Genomic DNA, 24,036 nt, shown 5'->3' with positions numbered 1-24,036 from the left:
GTTGTTAAGCCATAATGGCCGAAAATTACGCTTCTACCAAGGTTACTTTACGAACGGCAGCTTCGATGTTGGCAGCCAATGTAGCTACTTCATCAGACGTCCATGTGGCCCGAATGCCGAATGAAATTAGCCGCCCAATAGTTGCCTGTGCATTCGGTATATCGAGGTTTTTATAATCCTGCGGAGCACCGAATTTCTCGATAGCTAATGGCGCAGCCGTACGCATTTCTTTAATATGATTCCACTGATTAATGAAGTGGTACATATTGGTGAACCAGTAGTTGAACCCACCCACACCAGCCGCATTCAGTTCAGCTACAGTACGTTGCGCTGAGTCGGTATCAGGTAGGAGCAAATTTAGAAATGTAGCTGAGTCCCCATTCGTGTCAGGAATCCGCGCAAACGATACGCCCGGTACGTTCGCTAAAGCCGACATAAGCTGTGCTTTATGAGCATTATTGTTCTTGATAATCTCTGGTACCCGACGCGTTTGCACCAATCCAACAGCCGCGTGAAGCTCACTGATACGGTAGTTAAAGCCCAGAATCGGGTGCTGTTCCATGCCCCGGTTACTACCTATATGGTCATGGCCGTGGTCAGAATAGGAATCAGCGTGTTTATAGGCAGTTTCGTCGTTGGTGACCATAATACCCCCTTCACCAGCCGTTGCAATCTTAAAAAAGTCGAACGAGTAAGCGCCGGTTTTTCCCCATAATCCCGTTGAAACACCTTTATAACTTGCCCCCATTGCTTGACCGGCATCTTCAACTAACACCAGATTGTGCTCGTTCACGAGAGCCATAATCGCATCCATGTCAGCCATTTGTCCGCACATATGCACCAAGCAGATAGCTTTGGTTTTTGGCGTAATCACCCGACGAATACCTTCAGCACTCAGGCAAAGCGTTTCGTCAATGTCGGCGAAAACAGGCAATGCGCCTGCCATCAGTACAGACTCTACAGTGGCGATGTAGGTAAAGGGCGGCACGATAACTTCGTCACCGGCACCAATGCCAGCCGCTGCTAAGGCGCACAAAACGGCGGTTGAACCGCTCGATACGGCGTGAGCATACGTTGCCCCAACTAACTTGGCAACCTCAGCCTCAAACTCGCGGGCTTTGTAGATATTGTTGCGTTGCGCTTCGTGATTATACCGAAACAGGATACCAGTCTCGAGCACATCGTTGATTTCATTGCGCTCGGCCGCTCCAAAAAATTCCATTCCTGGCATGACGTAAACCGTTTAGTAAGTCGCTTCAGAAATTCGTTCTCAGGAAGCGGCTTTTTTTCTGCAAAAGTACGGGTTTTAAACCGAGAACGAAGTATATGTAGGGTGTTGGCTTATCTATTAATAGAGCGTACGTTTTTCCATAGCCACCCACTCCTGAAAAACCGCATCGGCTTCGTCGCGCAGGAGTTGATGCATCGGAATATGACGCTCCTCGCGGGGTTTGTCTAGCTCTTCGTAAATAAATTGGTCGTCAAAACCGGCCCCAGCCGCATCGGAATGAAAAGCCCCATAAACAATTCGGCTGGGACGAGCCCAATAAATAGCGCCCAAACACATGGGGCAGGGTTCGCAGGACGCATAAAGTGTGCAATCATCTAACTGAAACGTACCCAGATTTCGACAGGCATCCCGAATAGCAACCACTTCCGCATGGGCCGTTGGGTCATTTGTCGACGTTACCTGGTTGCACCCACGCCCCACAATTTCGCCATTGCGGACAACAATAGAGCCAAATGGTCCACCTTGTCCGGTAGTCATACCTTCGCGAGCCAACCGAATGGCCTCACGCAGAAAATAATCATCCTGATTCGTCATTCTTTATTGATGAAATGAAACTGCTGATTGATGAATAGTAGCCAGATAAGTTGTAACGGCTAATTGTGCTTTTCTATTTTTCTCTATTACTGACGGAGCCAAATCATTGCGCAATTCCTCGTATAAATGCATAGCTTCCGTTATACTCAGCAAAAGGGCTTCCCGATCAGGTGTTGCCACGGTTTTTCGCAGCCGCTCTACATCTTCCATAGTGAAGGACGTCTCGGCCCGACGAACTCCTCTTGGCAAGCGTGCATTTTTGAGGTGCAACAATGGACCCAGCACCGTATTACGCACAAAAGCCAGAAAATCAATAGCTTCAAAGAACTCACCGCACCCAATTTTTAGAGCCGCATAATGCATCCAAATCCAGAAGCGGTCTTCGGTCCACTGGTAATCAAAAGCGGGATATTGCGCCGTTGACTGCTGAATAATTGTTGTTAGTAATTGATCGCGCTCCCAAAGAACGATCGGATTCTCAACGCGTTGATAAAATTCGGCGGGTGTCAGAAACTTAATATCGACGTGCAATAACGGTGATTCATACAACGCAATCAGCAAGCGCGGCTCACCAACGTGATCACCCCGAAACGACGCTAGTAATGAACCAAACGTCAACGCATAGTTTTGCATCTGACTGGTGTCGGGAGCAATTTGCCGCGTGGTCACCAGCACCAAATCAAGGTCTGAATACTGATCAATTTCACCCGACGCCCACGAGCCGCCCGCAGCTAAACCAACGGCTTCGGGGTCGTGTCGACAGATATTAATAGCGTTGTCGATAAATGATTGAAAGGGTTGTAGAACAGACTGCATGGTCGGTTGCGGTTGGTAAATTATCACAGAACGACCTCATATTCTGATTAGTTCGCCACTACTTACCGGATAGGCAAAACGAAACCAAGTCCATTGGATGTTGCTGAGAGTAATAATCGCTCCTGTTTATCACCTCGCTTTTTAAAAATAAAATAATTGACTAAATCGAATGCCAGCAGAAAGCCACCCTGCGCTATAATAGATTTGCCATACCCCCGCAGTTGGTCGGCATTGGTAGGATGCGAGTTAGCGCGCTCCTGCAAATAAGCCCCGCCAATTACATAAGCCACATCCAGACCAGCGTTGACCAATAGAACCTGCTTCATGTTTTCGTGTTGCCGAACAGCATCCGGCAACGTTTCAGAATCGGTTTTACGTTTCCCGGAACTTAGCAATCCGGCCCCGGCAATGCCGAGGTTAACCAAATTCCAGTAGACATTCATCTTATGAAAATACTTCGTTTCGCCCGATGTTTGTCCGGCTGCCACCGCCCCAACGGCAATATTGGCTAAAGCAAAACTACCGAGTGCAAGGCCGATTGTTTTCTGATGGCGAATGCGCTGCTCACTAAAGTCGCGCAATTCGGGAGATGGCGTTACCCGCTGGGCTGTTGCCACATTACCGAGTAGCACAGAGCCAGCCGCTAAGAGAAGTTTTCGGAGTGATTTCATAAACGCTGATTTTGTTTATGAACCCCAATTTCAGCGCTATGTTTCACAGGCCCAGGGCAGCCTTTGCTTTCGGATCGTTAATGTTTGTTAGTTCGCGCTTATCCGCCACGTTCAGCAAGTTCACATCGTTCTGCCGCAGCAATTGACGCGGTGAATATTCCCCATCAGCAAGTGCCTGTTGTAAGATTAGTCTGAACGCTGGCTCATAAATACCCAATAGTGGTTCAGGTAATTGCCCATCCGAATCATAGAACACGGTGGCCAGTTGCGCCAAATTGCGCCCCGCCACAAGCGCATCGAATGACCGGACCGTTAGCAATGGCATATCACAAGCCACAACTAACCAAGCAGATTCGGCATCGTGCTGAAAGGCGGACAATATCCCATTGAGCGGTCCAGGAAAGTCGAACGAATCAACAATGTATGGCTGATTTGTGGTACTTAGTTGGCTTGCCTGTCCTACATTGACCGACCAGAAAACGTCATCGCAATAAGGTTTAAGTAAGTCGGTAAGGTGTTCGCGCTGCGGTTTTCCGTGATAAATCAATTGCGATTTATCATGCCCCATACGGCTGCTTTGTCCCCCCGTTAAAATTAAACCGTTTAATTTACTCACGCCGGAAGTCTCGTTTTCCACCCGTTTTTTCCATCAATTTGGTTTCCCGGATGATGATGTCGTGCGAGAAGGCTTTGCACATGTCGTAAATCGTCAGAGCCGCTACCGAAGCGCCAACCAACGCTTCCATTTCGACACCAGTTTTGCCTTCGGTCGATACCAAACAGTTCACAATAGCATCGGTGCCTTCGGTCGTAATCGTGATCTGGCAATTATCTAAGCCGAGAGAGTGACAAAGTGGAATCAGATCATCGGTACGTTTAGCGGCCATCGTTCCGGCAATGATAGCTGTCTGAAATACGGGGCCCTTTTTAGTGGCAATATCATGGCCCGTCAATCCAGACTGAGTTAGGTGCTGCATAATATCGGGGCCGAGGGCCACAACACTCTGGGCGCGGGCCGTCCGACGAGTAATCGTTTTAGCACCAATGTCCACCATAGCTGGATTGCCGTCGGCGTTGAGATGAGTAAAAGAATTCATAGAAATCAGCTGTATACCTGGCGTTTTTTACGGAAATTTTCTTGAAAACAGACTAACCGTATGTTGGAGACGATGCCAACATACTATTTCTTAATGGCTATCAGCAGGCCCGTTGACCAGTTTAACTTTGTTATTGTTAGTGCCTCATTAGTCTCAAACCACTCGACTAACCGGTCGGCTTTCTCACTATGACCATCCGGCCAGTTGGGCTGTGGCAACATATCGTCAATCAGATAGATGCCGCCCGTCTTGAGTAAAGCCAACGTTTCTTCCAAATGATTGTACTTGCCGGGCCAGGCGTCAGCAAATATTAAGTCAATGCTGGACGCGGGTAAGCTATTGATAACGTTCTCGCCTTTGTCTAAATGGATTTTGATACGAGGCTCATTACCGAAGTATTTGCGAGCTACTGACAACGGTTTCTCATCATTATCTACGGTGATTAACGTCGAGTGCTCATCCATGCCATCTAAAAGCCAGCAGGTTGCGATACCAGTGCCCGTGCCTAATTCCAGAAAGGTACCGCCGGGCTTCGTTGATGCCAGTGTTCGCAAGAGAGAGCCCGTTAGCTTATCGGAAGGCATACCGAAATTTTGAGCGATGGTTTCCTGCCAAATGGAGTCGTAATTGGCTGGCTCTCTGAAGTTAATCTGGTCGTTTATCATACTGTATACTTAATCGGGACGATAAGCCTATTACGCCCATTGACTGCTTACGGCAAAAATGAGGACAACTTACTTAAGTGACGGCTGTTACAAAGGTATTCATCCGTTTGTACTGTGGTACTTTTTCATTGTACATTCGGGACCGCCTGTGCGCCGTATGGCCGATGCGGTATCTTACTCCTTTTATCCTTACGCTCATGCTTTCTGTTGCCGACGCTTTCGCCATTACTCAACAACACAGATTGACGCTGCCTACCGAAACGGTTTCGCTGACCAACGCTTCTGGCCGGGTTCTGCGCGAAGCGGTCCATGCTGACCGCGATTTCCCCCCGTTCGACCGGGTTGCGATGGACGGAATCGCCATTCGATTTGCCGACTACGAAGCCGGGCAACAAACATTTCGGGTGGCAGGGATGCAACGCGCCGGTCAACCTCAACAAACCCTGAACGATAGTAACGCCTGTCTGGAAGTAATGACCGGGGCCATGCTGCCGATTGCAACCGATACAGTCATCAGGTATGAAGACGTAACTATTACAGACGGGCAAGCTACCATCACGATTGAGGATATTCAGACGGGGCAGCACATTCATCCCCGCGCTACCGACCGCCGGGCGGGCAATGAACTCCTGCCCATTGGTACGCTACTCGGTCCCTCGGCCATTGCCGTAGCGGCTTCGGTTGGGCAAACGACGTTGACGGTCACGGCACTTCCCCGCGTGGCCCTCATTTCTACGGGCGACGAATTGGTTGATGTTGCCGATACACCCCTGCCTTACCAGATTCGTCGGTCGAATACATACATGCTCCGGGCGGCACTGGCGTCACTGGGAATTGAGGCCACATTACATCATATAATTGATGACGAAGCTGTGTTAGCAAACCGTCTAGCTATACTGCTTGCTGATAATGAAATTTTGATTTTGAGCGGGGGCGTCTCGGCTGGGAAAGCCGATTTTGTGCCGAGTGTGCTGGCGCAGTTGGGCGTTCAAAAACAGTTTCATAAAGTTGACCAGCGACCAGGAAAACCGATTTGGTTTGGAACGGCATCGGATAAAACCGTTTTCGCCTTACCCGGCAACCCGGTTTCGACGGTGCTGTGTATGTATCGCTACGTAATGCCCTACCTACAAACATCGCTGGGTTTAGCGCCTACACCAACCCGTTACGCGCAACTGTCCGAGTCGGTTGTGTTTAAGCCAAATGTCACCTACTTTTTATCAGTTCATTTGACCTCCGAACCCGATGGCCGGATGCTGGCCCATCCGCTGCCGGGTTCCGGCTCTGCCGACTTTGCTAATCTGTTGGCTGCCGATGCCTTCATGGAATTTCCTGCCGAACGCTCAGAGTTTGGTGCGGGAGAAGCGTTTCCGGTGTGGGAAACATTACGGTAGTTTCTGTTTGGCTAGTAACTTAACTATCGTAAGAGTAGACGCGTTATTCAGTCTTTGGCTGTGGTTTCGACAGTAGTTTCCTGCCCAGACATTACGAACGAAAACGCGTATCTTTGCGATTGATTAACCGCTTATGAACGCCACTTTCGCCAACAATCTGTTCCGCCAGAGTATTCAGGACTACCACCTGACCGACGACGTTGAGACACCCATTAACAACCCGTATTCAGCGAATGATATTGCCTTTTTGTTGTATCAGAAAAACTGGATTGATACGATTCAATGGCATCTCGAAGACATTATCCGTAGTCCGGCCATTCGACCGGATGAATTAGTAACCATCAAACGTCGGATTGATATGTCGAATCAGGACCGGACGGATACGGTAGAGCAGATAGATAGCTGGTTTTCTGATCAATTTAAGGGTATTGTGCCTAAGCCCGTCGCGCGCTTAAACTCCGAAACGCCCGCCTGGCTTCTGGATCGCATGTCGATTCTTCAACTCAAACTGTACCACTTTCGCGAGCAGGTAGACAGACCTTCGGTATCAGACGATCACCGACAAAAAGCTCAGCAAAAACTAGCGGTGTTGCTCGAACAGGAAAGCGATTTAGCCCACTGTTTCGACGAACTGCTGGAAGACATACGCAATGGCGACCGTTACATGAAGGTATATCGGCAAATGAAAATGTATAATGACCCCACGCTGAACCCAGTACTTTATAGCAATCAGGACTAGTCAAAAATGGTCGTGTACTATTGATCTAGTTTGACAATACCCGACCGTTCCTCCTCACTTTTGAGAAGTATATGAAGCAATTGCTTCTTCTCCGGTTCTCGGCCATGGGCGATGTGGCCTTACTGGCACCCGTTATTCAGGCGTTTACGCAACGTTATCCCAACGTAGGTATTACGCTGGTGACACGGGCTAAATTCGCCGTTTTTTTCGAGCAGTTTCCAAATATTCATGTTGTAGGAGCCGACTTTGACGGACGACATAGCGGACTCAAAGGCATAGTTCACTTATTCAATGAACTGCGACATCTGACTGCGTTCGACGTTGTTATTGATGCCCACCAGAATTTACGCTCGGCCATCCTAAAAAGTCTATTTCGGTTAGTAGGTGTTCCATCCTTTACGATTGATAAGGGGCGTACAGAAAAAAGAGCCTTAACCCGAAAAGTGAATAAAGTTCGTCGGCAATTACCACATAGTGTGGAGCGGTATGGGCGGATTTTCGATAAGGCTGGATTTCCGTTCCAGCCAGCACAACCGTTTCAGTTTTCCCCATTTACGTCTGCTGAAGACGAACTGACCGAGTTTTTAGATCGGCAATCTATTACGACCAATACGCCCTGGCTCGGTATTGCGCCTTTTGCGCAGCATAGGCAAAAAATGTGGCCCTTCGAGCGATTTTCGCCTTTGCTGGATCAGCTTTATGACGGGTTACCGATTACAATTTTCCTGTTTGGGGGCGGAGCAAGCGACATTGCTCAACTCGAGACATTGAAACACAGGTTTCCGCAGGCAATACTGGTGGCGGGGCAGCTTTCTTTAGCTGCTGAACTTTCTCTTATTAGTCAATTGACGGGAATGCTCTGTATGGATTCGGGAAATATGCACCTTGCTGCCCTTAGTGGGGTACCGGTGCTGTCCATCTGGGGAGCTACTCACCCCGACGCGGGTTTTGGTCCCTGGGGTCAGGGCGACGCGTCTGTTCTTCAGATTCCAACCGACGTATTAACCTGCCGCCCTTGCTCGGTGTTTGGCAATAAACCCTGTTGGCGAGGTGATTTGGCCTGTTTGACTACTATTTCGGTGGAAGCGGTGGCAGTGAGAGTACAGCAGATGCTCACGGCCGGAGTTAAGGGATAAAAGATTATCGCTATGGCTAATGACAACTAATTGTTTAACTGATGATAGCTATGCGTTTAGACTTCGCTATTAGGATGAAGGCAATTTTGCCAGTACTTGATAATCAATTCGATTTGTTCTTGAAAATCGGCGTATTGTGCTGCTTTCTTATGAAAGCCCTGGACAGTTTCGTCGTAGGCAATCCGCACAAGCTCAGGACTGGCCGCTGTGGTTAAATAGACGAAAGGAATGGATTTCTTTCTTAAATAGTCGCTCTTATTAATGCGCTTACGCAGCTCAAGCCCATCCATAATGGGCATATTTATATCGCATAAGATCAAAAACGGCTGTTCACTAGTGGTCTCCAGATAGCGTAATGCTTCCTCGCCGTTTGAAAAAAACAGTAATTCATTAGGAATAGCCAACGCTTCAATAATTCGTGCGATTAGGTATTGATCGTCTTCATCATCCTCAATAGAAATTAGTGGTCCTTTAAACGACATTCGAAAGGGCGAATTTAATTTCAGAATACCTACAAAAGAATGAAACGAAATTCGTCATAGTTTGCGCAGAAACAAATACAATATTGATTTGATGTATGAAACTTACATAAATTCATAAGGCACTTGTAGGAAAATGTTAACACTCAATCACTCAAAAATTCTTCTTTTTCGTCCGTAACTCCTTTATATCAAAGTCGAATGGAAGGCTATTCATACAATTAAAGTGTTTCATAGGGCAGTTGTCAGTACCGGTGGAAGAACAGGGACGGCAGCCTAAACCCGACGTTTCGAGCCGAACGTGCGCAGTTTTATAGGGGTAAAATCCAAATTGGGGCGTGGTGCTTCCCCAAATTGAATAGATTTTTTTCCTAAATGCGGCCGCAATGTGCATCAATCCCGTGTCGTGACTAAATACCAATCGCGCCTGTTGTAACAGCGACGCTGACTGATTGAGATTAAAGTGACCGCAGGCATTGTAAATCTGTTTACTACCAAGAGCCTGCACTATTTCTTCACCAGCTTTACGATCATCTTTGTCGCCCAGTAACACAATTGGATAATTTATTTTGAGGCACAACTCAATCATGCGTAAAACGGGAAGTCGTCGGGTCATATGCCGTCCACCAATAGCATAGGCGACAAAGTCGTTCTGATGGGTGGCAGGCAGCCAATTCGTTTCAATGTCATCTTTATAAGGAATGAAATAATCCAACCCCCGTCCGTCGTCCTCGATACCCAACGGTTGCACAGTTGCCAGATAGCGGTCAACAATGTGATGGTCGGGCAACGCATTCACTTTCCAGCGCACATAAAGCCATTGACGCAGTGATTGTTTTTCGACGCTATACGACCGAGTACCCAGAGCAGTTTTAATCAGGTCGGTGACAAACGTATTTTGCAAATCAATGACATAATCGAATTGCTGGGCACGTAGTTGCCGGATCAACGCCACTAAACTACCATCAAGGTAATGCCGTTCAGCGATATGCGGATTATGAGCGATAATAGGCTGATAGTCGCGTTTGGTGCAAAAATGAACGTCGGCATTCGGCAGTTGCTGCTTCAGACAACGCACAACGGGTGATGTCAGCACGACATCACCAATGGATGCGAATTGTAGAATCAGTACTTTCACCGGACGAGCCATCTTATATTCATTTTTACAAATTTATTTTATTTATAGAACCCCACCAAACCGCTCAGTAAGTCCACCAGCGAGGTTTATTGGGCGTTCGATAAAGATTATTTTCACACACAATACAAGGAGGGTTAGTCGGATAGGGTATTTCCGTCGGGAAATCCAGCATGGGCTGGCCCCGGCCGGTACTACGGTCTACGGATAAATACCCTACCGAAAGGCCAATCGCACCAAAATAACCATATACTGCTTCGCCGGGATTGGTAACGCACTTTATATTACCCCGCACTGTAGACGGAGCCGCGTCAAACAACCCGCCCGTATTGGACGTCAATTGACGGACGCTTTTCCAAAATGCGTAGGCACCCTGACTAATACCCTGCTGCTCAATTTCTATATAATAACGACTCCCTGATGTGAAGGGAACCTCGGCAATGGGTTGGCGACTAATAGCTTTGCCATTTATATTTGCATCGGAGTTGAGACTAATGCAATTATAGCAACGGGTTACATCCCAACAGTCTGAACAGCAGGCGATACCTGTATAGATACTTTTGGTAGGAACATACGTTTTCTGGCAAGCTTCAGTGAACTCATAATGTGTCCAGTTCCATTTGTAATAATTACCCAGGGTATCAGGATCTTTCGTGTCTAAAAGAACAGCCCAGGTTTGCCCTTCGGCGGTTGTATAGTTGGATTCATAATATAATTTATCAATGGGTGGAACAGCCGGTAGTATTTCCGGTTCCGACTCGTAACGAATGCCTGCTTTCGTCTGAATAGTGAGCTTGTAGCTTCGGCCTGGTACACCCTGAATGCCAGTAGTACGGCTTTGGTACGTACCGCCAGACAACTGCTCTGTCAAGGTTTCCTGATTGCCCCGATTATCGGAGATGATTACTGTTGCCCCAGTCTCCAACAGGTTCAAGCTTTTATACGAATAGTCGGCCGTGTGCGAAAGTTTGACTGTGTACGGGCCGGGCTGATCAGAAATCTGCCCCTCTACCACCAACGACGGGGCAATACTAATTGTATCAGGCTGATAAGGTGTAACGCAGGCCATCATACCAACAACCAGCATCGATAAACAGATACTTTGCTTCATCACTAGTGTATTACTCGCCACGTTTTTTTTTATCATCCGTTACTGCCACCACCGCGGCCTAACAGGGGTTCGATACTGACTGTTTTCACATACCACACAAGCAGCTAATGAATTTAACACGACTAAATCTGTGGTAGCAACCGGCGCACCGACTGCTTTACTTCGATCGACTAGAAGGTAGCCAACCGACTCGCCAACAGCCCCAAAATAGCCATATGCTTTTAGACTGGAATTGCTAGTCGAATGAATATTACCACCGATACTGCCCGGAGCCGCATCAAACAATCCACCCGTATTTTGCACCTGCTGACTTGCCGTTTTAAAAAACCTGTAAATACCCGCGCTGAGTAATTGTTGTTTTACTTCGACATAGTATCGTGTACTTGCATCGTAGGGTACTCGTTCAATAAGCTGACGGCTAATGGAGTTTCCGTTAATGTTTACGTCAGACATGATGTTGATGCAGTTTATATTGCATCGGTTTATATTCCAGCATTGCGAACAGCACGGCAAACCAATAAGGGAATTTTGACCTGCTGTAGCTACCGTTTTACAGACCTCTGTAAATTCGTAATGGGTCCATTCCCAACGGTAAAAATCGCCGGGAGTTTCAGAATCTTTCGTATCAACATAGACGTCCCATCCATTGGCCTTACCGTTATTCGATTCCTGCGAATCGTATCGATATTCGTAGTAGATATTATCAATAGCCGGGGCCGCTTTGAGTATTTCTGGCTCCGACTCGTATACATTCCCATCTTTCGTTTTAATGACCACCTTGTAGATGCGCCCGACTATTCCCTGTATACCACTTATATTGGTTTGATAGGTGCCACCAGTCGACGATTCCTTTAGAGTTTCCTGATTGCCCAGATTATCCGAGATGATGACCGTTGCCCCTGTTTCGAGTAGGTTCAAACTTTTGTACGAATAATCAGCCGTACGGGTAAGTTTGACCGCGTAAGGTCCCGGCTGATTCGTAATCATTCCTTCAACAATCAATGAAGGCAGAATACTAACAGTACCAGGCTCGTATTCTGTCACGCATGAAACAACCAGTACGAGTACTAGCAACAATTGAGCAGATAACAGTCCCCGCAGTCTCATCAGAATTTGAAATTATAGGTCAGCGATGGAAAGGCCGTTCCAAAAATGGACAGTTTATATGCATCTGTAGACGACGCCGGACTCAACTTATAAAAGATGGAGTACGCGTTTTTGTGGGCATACACATTGTAAACAGAGAATACCCAACTACTCTGATTTTTCTTCTTCTTGAGCGGATTCTGCTCAAACGTCATCGAAAAGTCGAGCCGGTGATAATCGGGAACACGCTGCTGATTGCGGTCGAGATAGATTGGAACGAGCACACCCGCCACGCGTGCAATAGCCGATGGCTGGGTGGTTGGGCGACCAGTGCTGTAGGTAAAATTGAGCGACATACTAAACCAGGCCGTTGGGCGATGAGTAGCCAGCACGTTCAGCGTATGAGGTTTATCGTAGTTAGCTGGGTATGGATTGCCGTTGTTCACCTGTTCGGCTACATAAGGGCTATTCATTGTCAGGAAAGTGCGCGCGTAAGTATAGCTCATAAAACCCGTCCAGCGACCCTTGTTTTTTCGTAGTAGTCCTTCAAACCCATAAGCACGGCCACGGCCCTGAACAATCTGCGTTTCAACAGCCTGCGCCAGTTGAAGTTCGGCCCCGTCGCGATAGTCAATTGCATTGGTTAATGTTTTGTAATATACCTCGCCTGATGCTTCAATGGCATTATCAGCCGTATTGAGAAAATACCCCAGTGACCACTGATCGGCGATGACGGGCTTCGTATACATATCACTTAGGTGCCAGCGTGAGGTTGGCAAGGCCGCCGTTGTATTGGTTACCTGCTGGATATATTGACGAAGTCGGCTGTAACCGGCTTTGATGGCCCGCCCCTCACCCACCGACCAGCGTACGGCTAGACGAGGTTCCAGGCCACCCGCCGAATGGTAAATTTTACCCGCTCCGTAGGTTTGTGTAGAGGTTACGGTTTCGTCCTGGCGCGGGCCGTTTTCCTGATACGTCCGTACCGTTGCCGGTCCTCTGTTCAGTAAGGCTGAATAACGCAGTCCGGCAATAATGGCGACATTCTCACTTAGTTTCCATTCGTCCTGTAAGTAGGCGGCAAGTTCATAGGCGCGTTCGCGGTCGATGTCAACCGGCAGCACGTTGGAGTACGGGCCGGGAATTCGCGTATTCGGCTGAAGCAGGTAGTCAATGGCGCTTACTCCGGCCTGCCACTGGTGAGTTTCGTTGGGTGTATAGGTCAGGTCTGATTTGATCTGACGGTGTAAAACGCCCGACTGAAGCTGGAACGCATTGGCCGAATCGGATGACGACAAATCGGCCCGATAACGACTCAGAATAACCGATGTAGCCAGATTTATCTGCTTATTTATGAAGTAATTCCAGCGCACCACCGCGTTCATTGTCTGATAATTGAACTGGGTAGAGGAGGCATTTATCTCTTGCCCCGAGAGTGAATCAGATGCCAGTTTAAAAATATCTTTACTTAAATAACCCGTCAGTGTAATCGTATTTTTCTCGTTAGGTTGATACTTGAATTTGGTCGTCAGATCATAAAAGTTAGCTTTCGTACCTGCCAAATTTGGCGGAGCCAGTTTGAATAGAAAATCATTGAACGACCCACGGGCAGCGACCAAAAACGATAGTTTCTTTTTTATGATTGGTCCCTCAATCCCTAACCGGCTCGAAATAATACCAATACCGCCATTAATACCCCATTTCTCGGCGTCTGGCTCTTTAATTTTCACATCCAGCACCGATGAGGCCCGGCCTCCGTAAGCAGCCGCCACCCCGCCCCGGTTCAGGGTTACGTCGCGCACCACATCAGGATTAAATACCGAGAAGAAGCCCATTAAATGGCTCGAATTGAAAACCGGCGCATCGTCGAACAAAATCAGATTCTGGTCGGCGCTCCCCCCTCGGACGTTAAAACCCGGAGCACCCTCCCCCACCGTTGTTACTCCCGGCAGTAGCAGCAGACTACGAATAACATCTACCTCACCCATTAGGGGCGGAATACGCCGAATACTACGAATGGTCATCTGTGAGACGCCAATTTCGACCTTACGAACGTTACGATCCGGCGTTTCACTCGTTACAACGACTTCCTCTAAATCTTTTGTATCATCTTCCATCGTAACCTCACGGAAGAGTGTCTTTTGAAGCGAAATAGTATCCTGTTGGGGGCGGTAGCCCACGTGGGAGAAACGCAGCACATAATTGCCCGGTGGCAACTGTACAATATAAAATCCATCTTTAGCGGTTACGTATCCTTTCGACACGTTGAGAACCACGATATTAGCACCCTGAATAGGTTTACCGGTCTTCCCATCCCGCACATAACCCGTTGCAGAAAACGTGGTAGAGTTACTACTCGGACTTGTTCTTTGTTGAGCCAGTGCCCCATTTAGCAAACAAGACGATAGCAACAGTAAACGTAAAAAACGCATAGAGCCGGGATTAGAAAGCACAAAATAGGGTAAGCAACGGGGCTGATAATTAATGATATAAAGGACTAAGGTGTTCGATTTACCCTATTTCCCACCATTCTTAAGCGATAATTAATTCCCCATCAGACTTACCCTTTCTGCTACTTACGTATTTCTGCCCTGCGCTGTTGCAAGTAACTACTCATCTCCTCCAGGGTCAACGCATTGAAAGTCATTGCTTTTGTTAAACCACCCTTCCGCCCAATGGCAACGCCATAGTGCATATCCAACAATCCAACCAAGTCATGAGCATCGGGATTAATACTCAGCATGACACCCTGTTGCATAGCGTAATCAATCCAGTGCCAGTCAATGTCGAGCCGGTATGGGCTAGCGTTGATTTCGATAATAACCTTGTGTTCGGCACAAGCGTCTATAACAGCCCGGTGATCAATGGGGTAGCCTTCGCGAGCGAGCAATAATCGACCGGTTGGATGGCCCAGAATGGTGGTGTACGGGTTTTCGATGGCCCGCAATAACCGAGTCGTAGCCTTCTCGAGCGACATCGTCAGCGTTTGGTGAACTGACGCCACAACATAGTCGAACGTTGCCAGTGTGTCGTCGTCATAGTCCAACGAACCATCGCCCAAAATATCAGATTCGATGCCTTTAAAAATCTTAAAATCTGACCCAAAGCCCGCGTTAATCTGGTCGATTTCAACCTGTTGCTGACGAACACGTTCTGCATCCAGTCCACCAGCATAGGACGCCGTTTTAGAGTGATCGGCAATACCGAAATAGCTCAGCCCCAGCTCACGACAGTAAGCAGCCATACCCGCCACTGACTGTTTACCATCCGACCATGTACTGTGATTATGAAGAGTGCCGCGAAGGTCTTCCCACGTAACGAGTTCGTCGTTTTGGTGGTGGCTGGCCCAACGAAAGGCAAAATCATCTTCGCGCATTTCGGGTACGATATAGGGTAAACCCGCGCGTGCATAGATAGCCTGCTCAACTTCCGCCGTATCTTTTCCAGTCACTTCCGACACGACACTAGCATAAGCCGCCTGAAGTAACGGGACACCACCCGCCCCAGCTTGTTGCAAATGGGACTCTGCTGCCGTTTGAATGAACAACTGCCGGTTCATTTGGTCTGATGGATAGAACAATAATTCCACCTGAACATCGAAACCTGTCAACCGTCCACGCCAGACAAACGGCGAAGACTCACGCTCATTTTGTTTCAGATTTGGCAGTTTAGTCAGGGTTAGCATGGCCGAAACGGGGTCGCTTGTCTGGACAAGCAGTTGCACACTATCAACCTCCTGCGCTTTCCTGCGTACCTGACCACTAATTTCGACTCGCTCAAAATGCGCTGACAGTTCGTCATAAAGCATATTTGCCATCATAGCGGCTTTATCCATACGAACTTTGCCCTGCTGTTCCTGCAAAAACTCCAGAGCCGACAGGATTTTGTCCTGCGTGCTGGCTCCAAACCCTTTTATATTCGCAATCTGACCGTTTTCACCTGCCAGTTGGAGATCCTGGAGATTGGTTACGCCTAACTCCTGCCAGAGTGTGCGGACTTTTTTGACACCTAATCCTTTGATGCGAAACATATCCAGCACACCCGCAGGTGTTTGGGCTAACAACTCATCGAGGTCCGTTAGATGACCCGTTTCGGCTATCTCACGAATTTTTTGAGCGACGGATTTACCAACACCCGGCAGTTTGATCAATTCTTCAACCGGCAAATTACCAAGATCAGCCGTAGACTTATCTAAGTTAAAGGCGGCTGTCTGGAAGGTCCGTGTCTTAAACGTATCACGGTCATGGAGTTCCATTAACCGGCCAGTGAGTTCAAGCAAGTCAACGATTTCGGAATTAGTCATGCTAAATAAAGGGGGAATTCACTGTGCAAATTAGGCAATTGGTCAGATTTTCCAGAAACCCGGTGCCTGGTTCTACCCGCTTGGCATACAAACTTGCCTGATTCTGATTTGACGGCTCATTTACTGATTACAAGATCATATTTCACCAATAGACCAGGTAAGTTTTGTAGCGAGAAGCGGGCTTTTTTTACTTTATTATCATCCGGGTTTATTTCCAGATTGTAGGAACTGGAGAAATCTACCTGGGTCAGATTATTCCCTTCGAACCGAGCTAACTCTAAATTACATTGGTCAAATACTGTCCCGGTCAGATCACATTTTAAGAAGTGAGCTTCTTTCAGCGAACAGTCTGTAAAATGAGCTTTCTTTAACTTACGGTTAAGAAAAACAGTGTAATCAAGTTGGCACTCCTGAAAATTGACGTGGAACCCAAACGCATTGCACGACCCGAAATCCACGTGAGCTAGTCTACAATTGACAAAACTGACGTCGTAGAGCTTCGTATTTCTCAACTCAGCCCTCGTTAAATTACAGTCTTCAAAACGGCAATTAATAAAGTTTGAGTCAGTAATCGCGATTCGTGATAAATCTAGCTTTTTGAATGTACATAGTTCAAACTCTTGGTTTGCTGCTTTATCAAGTTGATCAAAGACCTGGTTATAGTATTCCATTTTCATTCACTAAACCGCTATAGGAGCCTTGATGACCGGATGGGGATTGTAGTTTTCGAGGGTAAAGTCGTCGTATGTAAAGTCAAAAACCGAGCGTACATCCGGATTCAGTCGCATGGTCGGCAATGGTCTAAATTCACGAGAAAGCTGAGTTTCTACCTGCCCTAAGTGATTGAGGTATAGATGGGTATCGCCACCCGTCCAAATAAATTCGTGAGCCGTATAGCCGCATTCCTGTGCAATCATCATCGTCAGCAGTGCATAGCTGGCAATGTTAAAAGGCACACCCAAAAATACGTCTGCACTACGCTGATAAAGCTGACATGATAGCTTGTTATCGGCAACATAAAATTGCATAAGCAAATGGCAGGGCGGTAAGGCCATACTAGGCACATCAGATGGATTCCAAGCCGAAATAATCATCCGGCGCGAATCAGGCGTGTTTTTAAGTTGGCGCAACACATCCTGCAATTGATCAATGACCTGCCCATCCGGCGCGGCCCAACTACGCCATTGCTTACCATAGACAGGCCCCAGATCGCCGTTTTCATCGGCCCACTCATTCCAGATAGAGACACCGTTGTCTGTCAGGTATTTAATATTCGTATCGCCTTTGATAAACCACAGTAACTCGTGAATTATAGACTTCGTGTGCACTTTTTTGGTAGTCAGCAGCGGGAAACCCTGTTGCAGGTTAAAGCGCATCTGGTAACCAAACACGCTGATAGTACCGGTGCCGGTGCGATCAGTTTTGCGGGTACCGTTCTGGAGTATATGGCGGAGTAAATCGTGGTATTGTTGCATCAAAAAGTCATTACAGGACCGTCGTTTCGGTCAGTAGTCAAAAGTCGGTAGTCCTGACCAATAAGTCAAAAAGAAAGCCTGAATTCTATATCAGAATTCAGGCTTTCTCAACATAATTTGTTGATTACATCTGAGCTTTTTTCAGTTACTGAATATGTTACTTGCTTTAGTCCTGAATGTCAAACGAATACGTTATATCAGTCGATGGCCGCAGTTGCGCAGTTGCCGAACAGTATTTATCCATCGACAGATCAATTGCCCGCTTCACTTTTGCGGGGTCTAGCTGACCCTTGAGTAAGTATGTAATGTGAATTTTTTTAAAGGGCGCGGGCGTAGCTCCCTTCTCGCGAAAGCCATCTACTTTCAGTCGAAAGTCGTCAATCACCTGCTTCTGTTTTTGCAAAATCAGTATCACGTCAATAGCCGAGCAGCCCGCTAGTCCCATCAGTAGCATTTCCATTGGACGCGCTCCGGCATTATGGCCACCAATATCGGCTGCCGCATCAATATGCTGGGTCACACCTGAGGTACCAAGTCCTTCAAAATGAAAAGCATTGTCGACGCGCACCAGTTCGACTTGCATTGTATTAAACTCCTGAATGGTGTCAACCGGTTGGGAATCAAGCATTGTCTTCTTGTGTTTATTGGAAAGAGTTTGTATTTTCACGGCATGGGCCGCCCCGCGCTTCGTTGATGCTAGACAGTCCTACTGCTCAAATTAAACCAAGCCATGTCCGAAAAATTCACTGACGACCTTTTCGACCTTAAAAACGACCGGCGGTTGAGCGTGTACCTTTACCGGACGGGCTTTGGCTGTTGGCTTCTTTATATTCTGTCGGGAGCACGGTTTATGCAGTCGATGCGTATATATCGAACAGATTTCGGTGTATTCTCGTTCTTTCTAATGGTTATGGCCTTGTCGGCGTCCATGATTTATGACTATTATCATCACCCCATCGAGTTTGCTCAAAAGAAAAAGTGGCTGGCGTTCAGCTATTTAGTTTTGGCGGGTTTAATTTACTTCTTCATACTGCACAACGACCCAGTGGCGTTGCCGCATTTCTTTGGACCGGGTTTATTCTAAGTGTCCTCTATTATCAAGAACACAATTTGACTATCGGCTACTGCTTAAGTTATAAATTCCGAATATATTTCTGACCGCCCAAATAGCGCATCTGCCGGGCAATCTGCCGCGTTCGACGCTGAATGTAGTTCGATGGACTTTTAATCAAAAACAAACGTGGATTTGGTAACACAGCCGCAATTCGGGCGGCTTCGTTGCGCGAGAGGGTTGCAGCCGGATGGCCATAATATCGCTGCGACGCGGCTTCGACGCCAAAGGTCATCGAACCCATTTCAGCCACATTCAGATAGACTTCCAGAATTCGTTTTTTACCCCAAATGAGTTCAATCAGAGCGGTAAAATACACCTCTAATCCTTTGCGAAGATAGCTGCGTCCAGTCCAGAGAAATACGTTTTTAGCGACCTGTTGCGAAATAGTACTGGCTCCACGCGGTCGTTTACGCGTTTGGTTCTCTTTGATAGCATCCTGAATTTCGTCAAAATCGAATCCCCAGTGGGTCGGAAAGGCTTGATCTTCAGAAGCGACAACAGCTAGAGCGGCTTCTTTACTTATCGAGTCGTAAGACCGCCACTTTTTGTAAACGTGGCTGCTTTCGTCCGTACCAAATGTATCTATCCAGCGCGAAACGATTAAAGGCGTTACCCAGACCGGCACATATTTCAAGGCAACAACGTAGCCCATCGAGCCGAAGAATAACCACAGAAATGTTTTGATTACGACCCAATAGATACGTTCCAGCAGAGGACGTTCACGTATAAACCGGCGGGTCTGCTGCCACTTTCGTGTTAACCCACGCGACGAACTTTGGTCCGACGACGGCTTGCGGCTAAGCGGTTGCGTCCGTTGCGTAGATGCGTTGCTGGCCTTTGGTCGCGGGGTTGGCGGGGGAGCATTACGGAAAGTATTGGCTGGGCGTTGCGGATTCATATACGTAGGGTCAATCCGCGAAAATAACAGCCAGGCGGCTGGAAACCCGCGTTTTCTCTTAATTAACGTCTAAAATATAAAAAAAGCGTCATACCTACTCATCCACAAATAATGTAGCAGCCACTCGGTCGGCAAAGAGCTTGCCAGCTTGAGTCAGAAGCAGTCGGTCACCATGACGCATAAGCCAGCCCGTTGCGTACATATCGGCAAGATCATGAGCCTGTTTTTTAGCGAAATCACTCGTTAACAGGGAGTTAAGCTCAATCAATGAGCACCCCCACTGTGTTCTGAGACCTGTTAATAAGTATTCGTTTACCTGGTCATTTATTGTTAATTTTTCAATCGTAACCGGTAATTCTCCCAGCTTTACGTCAGCGATATAGCGTGCATTGTTAGCCACATTGTATTGCCGCGAATGACCATTGTAGGAGTGTGCGCTCGGCCCAATACCGAGATACGGATGCCGTTGCCAATAGGCCGTGTTATGCCTGGCATATTCGGAATTACGCGCAAAGTTTGAGATTTCGTAATGGGCATAGCCTGCGCTTGTCAGCGCTTGTGTCAGTTCTTCAAACTGTTCGGCAGCAATGGCTTCATCGGCAAATGTATCTACACCTGTCAGTAATTTACCTTTTTTCTGCCAGCGTCCAAAAACGGTATCAGGTTCAATAGTCAGAGCATAGGCCGACAAGTGCGGCACGTTAAGCGCGAGAACTTTTTGTAAATCAAGCTGCCAAAGTGCCTTATCTCTACCAGGAATTCCGTAAATCAAATCGACACTCATATTCTCGAAACCAGCTTCCCGAGCCAGCCAAACACAGGTTTCAGCTTCAGTGGCAGTATGAGCACGATTCATCCAGTTGAGCGTTGCTTCGTCAAAGGTTTGAATACCAATACTCAGCCGGTTAACATACCGACGTAGCAATTGAAGTTTCTGTAGATTCAGATCGTCAGGATTGGCTTCAAACGTTATTTCGGCATCGGGCGATACCATAAAGTATTTATGAATAGTCGTAAAAATTTGCGCTAATTCACTCTCTGTCAGCAAAGAAGGCGTTCCACCGCCAAAATAGATTGTTTCTAACGTTTGAGTAGGCAGATAGCCCTGTTGAAGCGAAATTTCGGCACAAAGTGCATCGACCAGCACTGATTTTTGCCCCAGGCTTGTGCTAAAATGGAAGTCGCAGTAATGGCAGGCTTGCTTGCAGAACGGTATATGAATATAGAGGTGCATCTATCCTAATGACAACAAAGCCAAGTGATGGGTTCCTTTATAACACCTTCTCCAGAACAATGGCCAGGCCATGTTTACCTTGTACCGTACCGATAATGTCGAAGCCGAGCCGTAGGTTAAGCAGGAGCATCCCACGCCATCGATTATAAGTCTGCGTTCGGACGGCGTGGTATTTTTGCTGGCGACACCAGTTATGCTGTTGGCGCATGAGTTCGGTAGCGATGCCATGACTCCGAAAATCAGGATGAACGCCACCGAGCCAACTATAAAAATGGCCGGGTTTACGTTCATAACCGAGTTTACAACCAACAACATGGCCATTGGCAATAGTTAATAGCGCATACAGACCCGTTCGGGTAGATTGATACGTAAGTTCAGAAAGTAATTCAGACTGGGATTGATCATCGAATAGGCTGGTGAGCAGCTCAATCATCGACGTCAGGCGTGGCTCTGGAGGTAGATCCGAATAATGTTCATAACTCAGCTCCATTCGGTAAAAATGCAGGAAAAAACTTGTCAGGAAAAGAAGTATATCCTACTCATCAGGGCACTTTTTGCATCGTTTACCCTTTTTGTACTTCTTGCAGCACTTTTTCAAAACGCACTCATGGCTCAAGAATGGGTTAGTTTGACTGAGTGTCTTTGACTCAGTCAACGTAGAAATGTGTTCAGAAGGATTAAATTCGGCAGTCATTTGCAGTAGTCTCTTGCTGAGGCAAAGTTACGCTTGTTTAGATTTATTACAAATTAAAATTGGCAGAAAAAATTTCATAAACAACCCTTAAACCAAAACTATGTCTTCACAATTTACGTCTCTATACCGTTTCCGCGATGTCGGTGTTGTATTAATCCGGTTGGCATTTGGCTTTCAACTGGTAAAGGTGTCGTATTTAAATGCCTTGTTTCCGACTGATAATCTGCCTCAGTTTATAGCTTTCCTGACGGCACTGGGCTTCCCGTTTCCAACAGTCGGGGCTTATTTGGCGGCCTACACCGAGTTTCTGGGGGGTATTCTATTACTATTGGGTCTATGGACGCGGTGGGCAGCTATTTTTCTGACAATAAATTTCAGCATTGCTTTTGGCATGGCTCATCTAGCCGTAAACGATGATTATCAAAACACCTTTCCTGCTGTAAACTTATTAGCAGTCAGTGTCTTTCTCTTCCTCAACGGGGCAGGGAGATTTTCGATTGATGCACTGCTACAGCAGTCGCCAGGCGTTGAGTAATCGCTAGCTGACGACTGTTGTAGCATGCATTACTGGTGAATCTCACCCGTCATATACAATTGCACTTGTCCCGAAATATCAACGCGGCTGGGACTTTCACCATCATCGTTGAATTTGCAACGGAGGTAGCCACCCCGTTTAGACAGTTGACGGGCAGTGAGTTCAATCTTACCTAGTTTTTCGGCCCAGTAGGGAACCAGCGTTGTGTGCGCAGAGCCGGTAACGGGATCTTCGTCGATGCCTGATTGCGGCCCGAAGAAGCGCGACACGAAGTCAACGGATTCTCCGTCAGCATCGCTGGCACTGCCTGGTGCTGTCACAATTATACCTCGTGCCGGAACACTGCTCATTTCCCGAAAATCTGGTTTCAGTGCTTCAATCTGTTCCTGCGTTTCGTAAACAAGCATGTAATCCGTTTTGCCTTTGTAAACGGCAAGCGGTTTTTCGCCCATACTAGTCAACAGAGCGGGTGGCTGTACATTGGCTTTCTGCACCGTGTCAGCAGGAAAATCAAGTGTTAACCAGCCGCCATCTTTGCTCCGGCAAACCTTTAGTAAACCACTGCGAGAGTCAAAATAAATCTGATCGTTATCGCTTGAATCGTTCGTATTGTTCTCCAGAAAAAACGCCACATAACCAGCCGCTAAGGTAGCATGACCGCACAGATCCACTTCGACCGTGGGGGTAAACCAGCGAATGTGATAAGAAGCATTCTCATCAGTTTTAACGTAGAAAGCCGTTTCGGCGAGATTGTTTTCGGCGGCTATCTGCTGCATACGTTCATCAGATAGCCACTCGTTCAAAGGCACAACAGCCGCCGGATTACCAGCAAACAGCTTGTCGGTAAAGGCATCAAGTTGGTAAATTCTCATAAAGATTTAAGGTGCGCAAAGCGCGGTTTAGGAAATTAGGAATACTCTTCTCTTGCCTGCAAAGCATCAAATGTATCCACTGAAAATACCGTCAGTGAGGGTATAATGATGTCAGCAATGGTAAATTTAGGGTCGCTGTATTCAAATGCGGCTGGTACAGCTACTGTGCGCATGCCGGCTGCATAAGCTGACTTCAGGCCATTGCCCGAATCCTCAAAGCCCACGCAGTTAGCGGGCAACACGTTTAACTTGCGAGCAGTACCCAGATACACATCCGGAGCGGGTTTATTATGAGCCTCCAACGTGGCAGAGTGCCAGAGTGTCAAAAGATCGCGAATGCCTAACCGATTCACAACCACCTCAATCAGACTCATGGGCGAGGCCGACGCAATGGCCGTAGGGATGCCCCGGCTAACAAAAAATTGTAAGGCTTCAATAGCGCCCGGCATGGGTTCGGCCAGGGTGGCAATGCGTTCATGGACTCCTTCTGTAATAGCTTCGGCAAGGTCTTCATGGCTCCGGCCTGCTGCGGCTTGCTCCGTCCAGGGGGCACGGGCAAACCAGTATCGCACGACATCCGGAATAGGCATGCCAGTAGTTATTTTACATTCGTCATCGGTGAGGTACAAACCAACTGAGTCAAACACGACTCGTTCCATTGCACGCCAGTGGGGTTCAGAGTCCACCAGCAGCCCATCCATATCAAATATTGCTGCGTATATCAAAATAGGTTACTTTTTTGTCTTGAGACTGCGTT

General features: G+C 47.4%; 26 protein-coding genes. 5 read left to right on the top strand and 21 right to left on the bottom strand.

Translation table 11 applies throughout. The features are described 5' to 3' along the window. Nucleotides 1-25: 25 nt before the first annotated feature. From ACFS25_RS05705 to ACFS25_RS05675, 7 genes are all read right to left on the bottom strand, one after another. Nucleotides 26-1,231 (bottom strand): DegT/DnrJ/EryC1/StrS family aminotransferase, encoded by a 1,206-nt coding sequence (locus ACFS25_RS05705; RefSeq protein WP_381497470.1) that lies wholly within the window; start codon nucleotides 1,229-1,231, stop codon nucleotides 26-28. Between the two features lie 117 nt (nucleotides 1,232-1,348). After that, a complete protein-coding gene (locus ACFS25_RS05700; RefSeq protein ID WP_381497469.1) occupies nucleotides 1,349-1,825 on the bottom strand; it encodes a nucleoside deaminase in 477 nt (158 codons plus the stop codon). 3 nt (nucleotides 1,826-1,828) lie between these two features. Next, on the bottom strand, nucleotides 1,829-2,641 hold the full coding sequence (locus ACFS25_RS05695; protein ID WP_381497468.1) for a nucleotidyltransferase domain-containing protein: 813 nt from the start codon (nucleotides 2,639-2,641) through the stop codon (nucleotides 1,829-1,831). Between the two features lie 62 nt (nucleotides 2,642-2,703). Further along, nucleotides 2,704-3,312, bottom strand: coding sequence for a DUF6992 family protein (locus ACFS25_RS05690; RefSeq protein ID WP_381497467.1), 609 nt, complete (start codon nucleotides 3,310-3,312; stop codon nucleotides 2,704-2,706). A gap of 43 nt (nucleotides 3,313-3,355) precedes the next feature. Beyond that, entirely contained in the window at nucleotides 3,356-3,928 is a 573-nt protein-coding gene (locus tag ACFS25_RS05685) for an NTP transferase domain-containing protein (RefSeq protein ID WP_381497466.1), read from the bottom strand. Continuing rightward, nucleotides 3,921-4,409 carry a cyclic pyranopterin monophosphate synthase MoaC gene (gene moaC, locus ACFS25_RS05680; RefSeq protein WP_381497465.1) on the bottom strand — a complete coding sequence of 163 codons (489 nt, stop codon included), beginning with the start codon at nucleotides 4,407-4,409 and terminating at the stop codon, nucleotides 3,921-3,923. Before moaC ends, ACFS25_RS05685 begins: the two co-directional genes overlap by 8 nt. 83 nt (nucleotides 4,410-4,492) lie before the next feature. After that, nucleotides 4,493-5,074: an O-methyltransferase gene (locus tag ACFS25_RS05675; protein ID WP_381497464.1), complete on the bottom strand. Its 582-nt coding sequence runs from the start codon at nucleotides 5,072-5,074 to the stop codon at nucleotides 4,493-4,495. 197 nt (nucleotides 5,075-5,271) lie between these two features. Between ACFS25_RS05675 and ACFS25_RS05670 the strand changes: the two genes are divergently transcribed. The 3 genes from ACFS25_RS05670 (at nucleotide 5,272) to ACFS25_RS05660 (ending at nucleotide 8,343) form a co-directional block, all read left to right on the top strand. Continuing rightward, nucleotides 5,272-6,468 carry a molybdopterin molybdotransferase MoeA gene (locus tag ACFS25_RS05670; RefSeq protein ID WP_381497463.1) on the top strand — a complete coding sequence of 399 codons (1,197 nt, stop codon included), beginning with the start codon at nucleotides 5,272-5,274 and terminating at the stop codon, nucleotides 6,466-6,468. Between the two features lie 133 nt (nucleotides 6,469-6,601). Continuing rightward, entirely contained in the window at nucleotides 6,602-7,207 is a 606-nt protein-coding gene (locus ACFS25_RS05665) for a DUF4254 domain-containing protein (protein ID WP_381497462.1), read from the top strand. A gap of 71 nt (nucleotides 7,208-7,278) precedes the next feature. Then, a complete protein-coding gene (locus tag ACFS25_RS05660; protein ID WP_381497461.1) occupies nucleotides 7,279-8,343 on the top strand; it encodes a glycosyltransferase family 9 protein in 1,065 nt (354 codons plus the stop codon). Between the two features lie 56 nt (nucleotides 8,344-8,399). Here ACFS25_RS05660 and ACFS25_RS05655 read toward each other — a convergent pair whose 3' ends face one another. From ACFS25_RS05655 to ACFS25_RS05615, 9 genes are all read right to left on the bottom strand, one after another. Beyond that, nucleotides 8,400-8,825, bottom strand: coding sequence for a response regulator (locus tag ACFS25_RS05655; protein ID WP_381497460.1), 426 nt, complete (start codon nucleotides 8,823-8,825; stop codon nucleotides 8,400-8,402). Between the two features lie 151 nt (nucleotides 8,826-8,976). Next, nucleotides 8,977-9,972 (bottom strand): glycosyltransferase family 9 protein, encoded by a 996-nt coding sequence (locus tag ACFS25_RS05650; RefSeq protein ID WP_381497459.1) that lies wholly within the window; start codon nucleotides 9,970-9,972, stop codon nucleotides 8,977-8,979. Between the two features lie 52 nt (nucleotides 9,973-10,024). Next, a complete protein-coding gene (locus ACFS25_RS05645) occupies nucleotides 10,025-11,104 on the bottom strand; it encodes a DUF4249 domain-containing protein (RefSeq protein ID WP_381497458.1) in 1,080 nt (359 codons plus the stop codon). Nucleotides 11,105-11,107: 3 nt separating this feature from the next. Further along, nucleotides 11,108-12,175 carry a DUF4249 domain-containing protein gene (locus ACFS25_RS05640; protein WP_381497457.1) on the bottom strand — a complete coding sequence of 356 codons (1,068 nt, stop codon included), beginning with the start codon at nucleotides 12,173-12,175 and terminating at the stop codon, nucleotides 11,108-11,110. Next, nucleotides 12,175-14,586, bottom strand: a complete 2,412-nt coding sequence (locus ACFS25_RS05635; protein ID WP_381497456.1) for a TonB-dependent receptor — start codon at nucleotides 14,584-14,586, stop codon at nucleotides 12,175-12,177. The genes ACFS25_RS05640 and ACFS25_RS05635 overlap by 1 nt, the downstream gene beginning before the upstream one ends. Before the next feature lie 140 nt (nucleotides 14,587-14,726). Further along, a complete protein-coding gene (locus ACFS25_RS05630) occupies nucleotides 14,727-16,457 on the bottom strand; it encodes a helix-hairpin-helix domain-containing protein (protein ID WP_381497455.1) in 1,731 nt (576 codons plus the stop codon). A 116-nt stretch (nucleotides 16,458-16,573) separates the two neighbouring features. Next, on the bottom strand, nucleotides 16,574-17,128 hold the full coding sequence (locus tag ACFS25_RS05625; RefSeq protein WP_381500764.1) for a pentapeptide repeat-containing protein: 555 nt from the start codon (nucleotides 17,126-17,128) through the stop codon (nucleotides 16,574-16,576). A 9-nt stretch (nucleotides 17,129-17,137) separates the two neighbouring features. Further along, on the bottom strand, nucleotides 17,138-17,932 hold the full coding sequence (locus tag ACFS25_RS05620; protein WP_381497454.1) for a thymidylate synthase: 795 nt from the start codon (nucleotides 17,930-17,932) through the stop codon (nucleotides 17,138-17,140). A gap of 166 nt (nucleotides 17,933-18,098) precedes the next feature. Further along, the gene (locus ACFS25_RS05615; RefSeq protein ID WP_381497453.1) at nucleotides 18,099-18,560 is read right to left on the bottom strand and encodes an OsmC family protein; all 462 of its coding nucleotides are present in this window, start codon (nucleotides 18,558-18,560) and stop codon (nucleotides 18,099-18,101) included. Between the two features lie 102 nt (nucleotides 18,561-18,662). Here ACFS25_RS05615 and ACFS25_RS05610 point away from each other — a divergent pair, with 102 nt between their 5' ends. Next, entirely contained in the window at nucleotides 18,663-19,016 is a 354-nt protein-coding gene (locus tag ACFS25_RS05610; RefSeq protein ID WP_381497452.1) for a hypothetical protein, read from the top strand. A 49-nt stretch (nucleotides 19,017-19,065) separates the two neighbouring features. Here the strand turns inward: ACFS25_RS05610 and mtgA are convergent, their stop codons facing one another. From mtgA to ACFS25_RS05595, 3 genes are all read right to left on the bottom strand, one after another. Then, nucleotides 19,066-19,944: a monofunctional biosynthetic peptidoglycan transglycosylase gene (gene mtgA, locus ACFS25_RS05605; protein ID WP_381497451.1), complete on the bottom strand. Its 879-nt coding sequence runs from the start codon at nucleotides 19,942-19,944 to the stop codon at nucleotides 19,066-19,068. A gap of 94 nt (nucleotides 19,945-20,038) precedes the next feature. Then, nucleotides 20,039-21,178: a radical SAM family heme chaperone HemW gene (gene hemW, locus ACFS25_RS05600; protein WP_381497450.1), complete on the bottom strand. Its 1,140-nt coding sequence runs from the start codon at nucleotides 21,176-21,178 to the stop codon at nucleotides 20,039-20,041. Nucleotides 21,179-21,215: 37 nt separating this feature from the next. Further along, nucleotides 21,216-21,668, bottom strand: coding sequence for a GNAT family N-acetyltransferase (locus ACFS25_RS05595; RefSeq protein ID WP_381497449.1), 453 nt, complete (start codon nucleotides 21,666-21,668; stop codon nucleotides 21,216-21,218). Between the two features lie 304 nt (nucleotides 21,669-21,972). Between ACFS25_RS05595 and ACFS25_RS05590 the strand changes: the two genes are divergently transcribed. Continuing rightward, complete coding sequence (locus ACFS25_RS05590; RefSeq protein ID WP_381497448.1) at nucleotides 21,973-22,407, top strand: DoxX family protein; 435 nt, start codon at nucleotides 21,973-21,975, stop codon at nucleotides 22,405-22,407. 29 nt (nucleotides 22,408-22,436) lie between these two features. Here ACFS25_RS05590 and ACFS25_RS05585 read toward each other — a convergent pair whose 3' ends face one another. Then, on the bottom strand, nucleotides 22,437-23,279 hold the full coding sequence (locus ACFS25_RS05585) for a PhzF family phenazine biosynthesis protein (protein ID WP_381497447.1): 843 nt from the start codon (nucleotides 23,277-23,279) through the stop codon (nucleotides 22,437-22,439). A 35-nt stretch (nucleotides 23,280-23,314) separates the two neighbouring features. Then, nucleotides 23,315-24,004, bottom strand: a complete 690-nt coding sequence (gene hxpB, locus ACFS25_RS05580; RefSeq protein ID WP_381497446.1) for a hexitol phosphatase HxpB — start codon at nucleotides 24,002-24,004, stop codon at nucleotides 23,315-23,317. Nucleotides 24,005-24,036 lie beyond the last annotated feature (32 nt).

The organism is Spirosoma flavum, from assembly GCF_042686045.1.
Lineage (GTDB): Bacteria > Bacteroidota > Bacteroidia > Cytophagales > Spirosomataceae > Spirosoma > Spirosoma flavum.
This window is presented reverse-complemented; position numbering and strand designations above follow the sequence as displayed.

Bases quoted from the DNA above. Each gene is read 5' to 3' on its own strand.
- ACFS25_RS05705 (WP_381497470.1), bottom strand. From the start codon at position 1,231: ATGCCAGGAATGGAATTTTTTGGAGCGGCCGAGCGCAATGAAATCAAC.
- ACFS25_RS05700 (WP_381497469.1), bottom strand. From the start codon at position 1,825: ATGACGAATCAGGATGATTATTTTCTGCGTGAGGCCATTCGGTTGGCT.
- ACFS25_RS05695 (WP_381497468.1), bottom strand. From the start codon at position 2,641: ATGCAGTCTGTTCTACAACCCTTTCAATCATTTATCGACAACGCTATT.
- ACFS25_RS05690 (WP_381497467.1), bottom strand. From the start codon at position 3,312: ATGAAATCACTCCGAAAACTTCTCTTAGCGGCTGGCTCTGTGCTACTC.
- moaC (WP_381497465.1), bottom strand. From the start codon at position 4,409: ATGAATTCTTTTACTCATCTCAACGCCGACGGCAATCCAGCTATGGTG.
- ACFS25_RS05675 (WP_381497464.1), bottom strand. From the start codon at position 5,074: ATGATAAACGACCAGATTAACTTCAGAGAGCCAGCCAATTACGACTCC.
- ACFS25_RS05670 (WP_381497463.1), top strand. From the start codon at position 5,272: ATGCTTTCTGTTGCCGACGCTTTCGCCATTACTCAACAACACAGATTG.
- ACFS25_RS05665 (WP_381497462.1), top strand. From the start codon at position 6,602: ATGAACGCCACTTTCGCCAACAATCTGTTCCGCCAGAGTATTCAGGAC.
- ACFS25_RS05660 (WP_381497461.1), top strand. From the start codon at position 7,279: ATGAAGCAATTGCTTCTTCTCCGGTTCTCGGCCATGGGCGATGTGGCC.
- ACFS25_RS05655 (WP_381497460.1), bottom strand. From the start codon at position 8,825: ATGTCGTTTAAAGGACCACTAATTTCTATTGAGGATGATGAAGACGAT.
- ACFS25_RS05650 (WP_381497459.1), bottom strand. From the start codon at position 9,972: ATGGCTCGTCCGGTGAAAGTACTGATTCTACAATTCGCATCCATTGGT.
- ACFS25_RS05645 (WP_381497458.1), bottom strand. From the start codon at position 11,104: ATGATAAAAAAAAACGTGGCGAGTAATACACTAGTGATGAAGCAAAGT.
- ACFS25_RS05640 (WP_381497457.1), bottom strand. From the start codon at position 12,175: ATGAGACTGCGGGGACTGTTATCTGCTCAATTGTTGCTAGTACTCGTA.
- ACFS25_RS05635 (WP_381497456.1), bottom strand. From the start codon at position 14,586: ATGCGTTTTTTACGTTTACTGTTGCTATCGTCTTGTTTGCTAAATGGG.
- ACFS25_RS05630 (WP_381497455.1), bottom strand. From the start codon at position 16,457: ATGACTAATTCCGAAATCGTTGACTTGCTTGAACTCACTGGCCGGTTA.
- ACFS25_RS05625 (WP_381500764.1), bottom strand. From the start codon at position 17,128: ATGGAATACTATAACCAGGTCTTTGATCAACTTGATAAAGCAGCAAAC.
- ACFS25_RS05620 (WP_381497454.1), bottom strand. From the start codon at position 17,932: ATGCAACAATACCACGATTTACTCCGCCATATACTCCAGAACGGTACC.
- ACFS25_RS05615 (WP_381497453.1), bottom strand. From the start codon at position 18,560: ATGCTTGATTCCCAACCGGTTGACACCATTCAGGAGTTTAATACAATG.
- ACFS25_RS05610 (WP_381497452.1), top strand. From the start codon at position 18,663: ATGTCCGAAAAATTCACTGACGACCTTTTCGACCTTAAAAACGACCGG.
- mtgA (WP_381497451.1), bottom strand. From the start codon at position 19,944: ATGAATCCGCAACGCCCAGCCAATACTTTCCGTAATGCTCCCCCGCCA.
- hemW (WP_381497450.1), bottom strand. From the start codon at position 21,178: ATGCACCTCTATATTCATATACCGTTCTGCAAGCAAGCCTGCCATTAC.
- ACFS25_RS05595 (WP_381497449.1), bottom strand. From the start codon at position 21,668: ATGGAGCTGAGTTATGAACATTATTCGGATCTACCTCCAGAGCCACGC.
- ACFS25_RS05590 (WP_381497448.1), top strand. From the start codon at position 21,973: ATGTCTTCACAATTTACGTCTCTATACCGTTTCCGCGATGTCGGTGTT.
- ACFS25_RS05585 (WP_381497447.1), bottom strand. From the start codon at position 23,279: ATGAGAATTTACCAACTTGATGCCTTTACCGACAAGCTGTTTGCTGGT.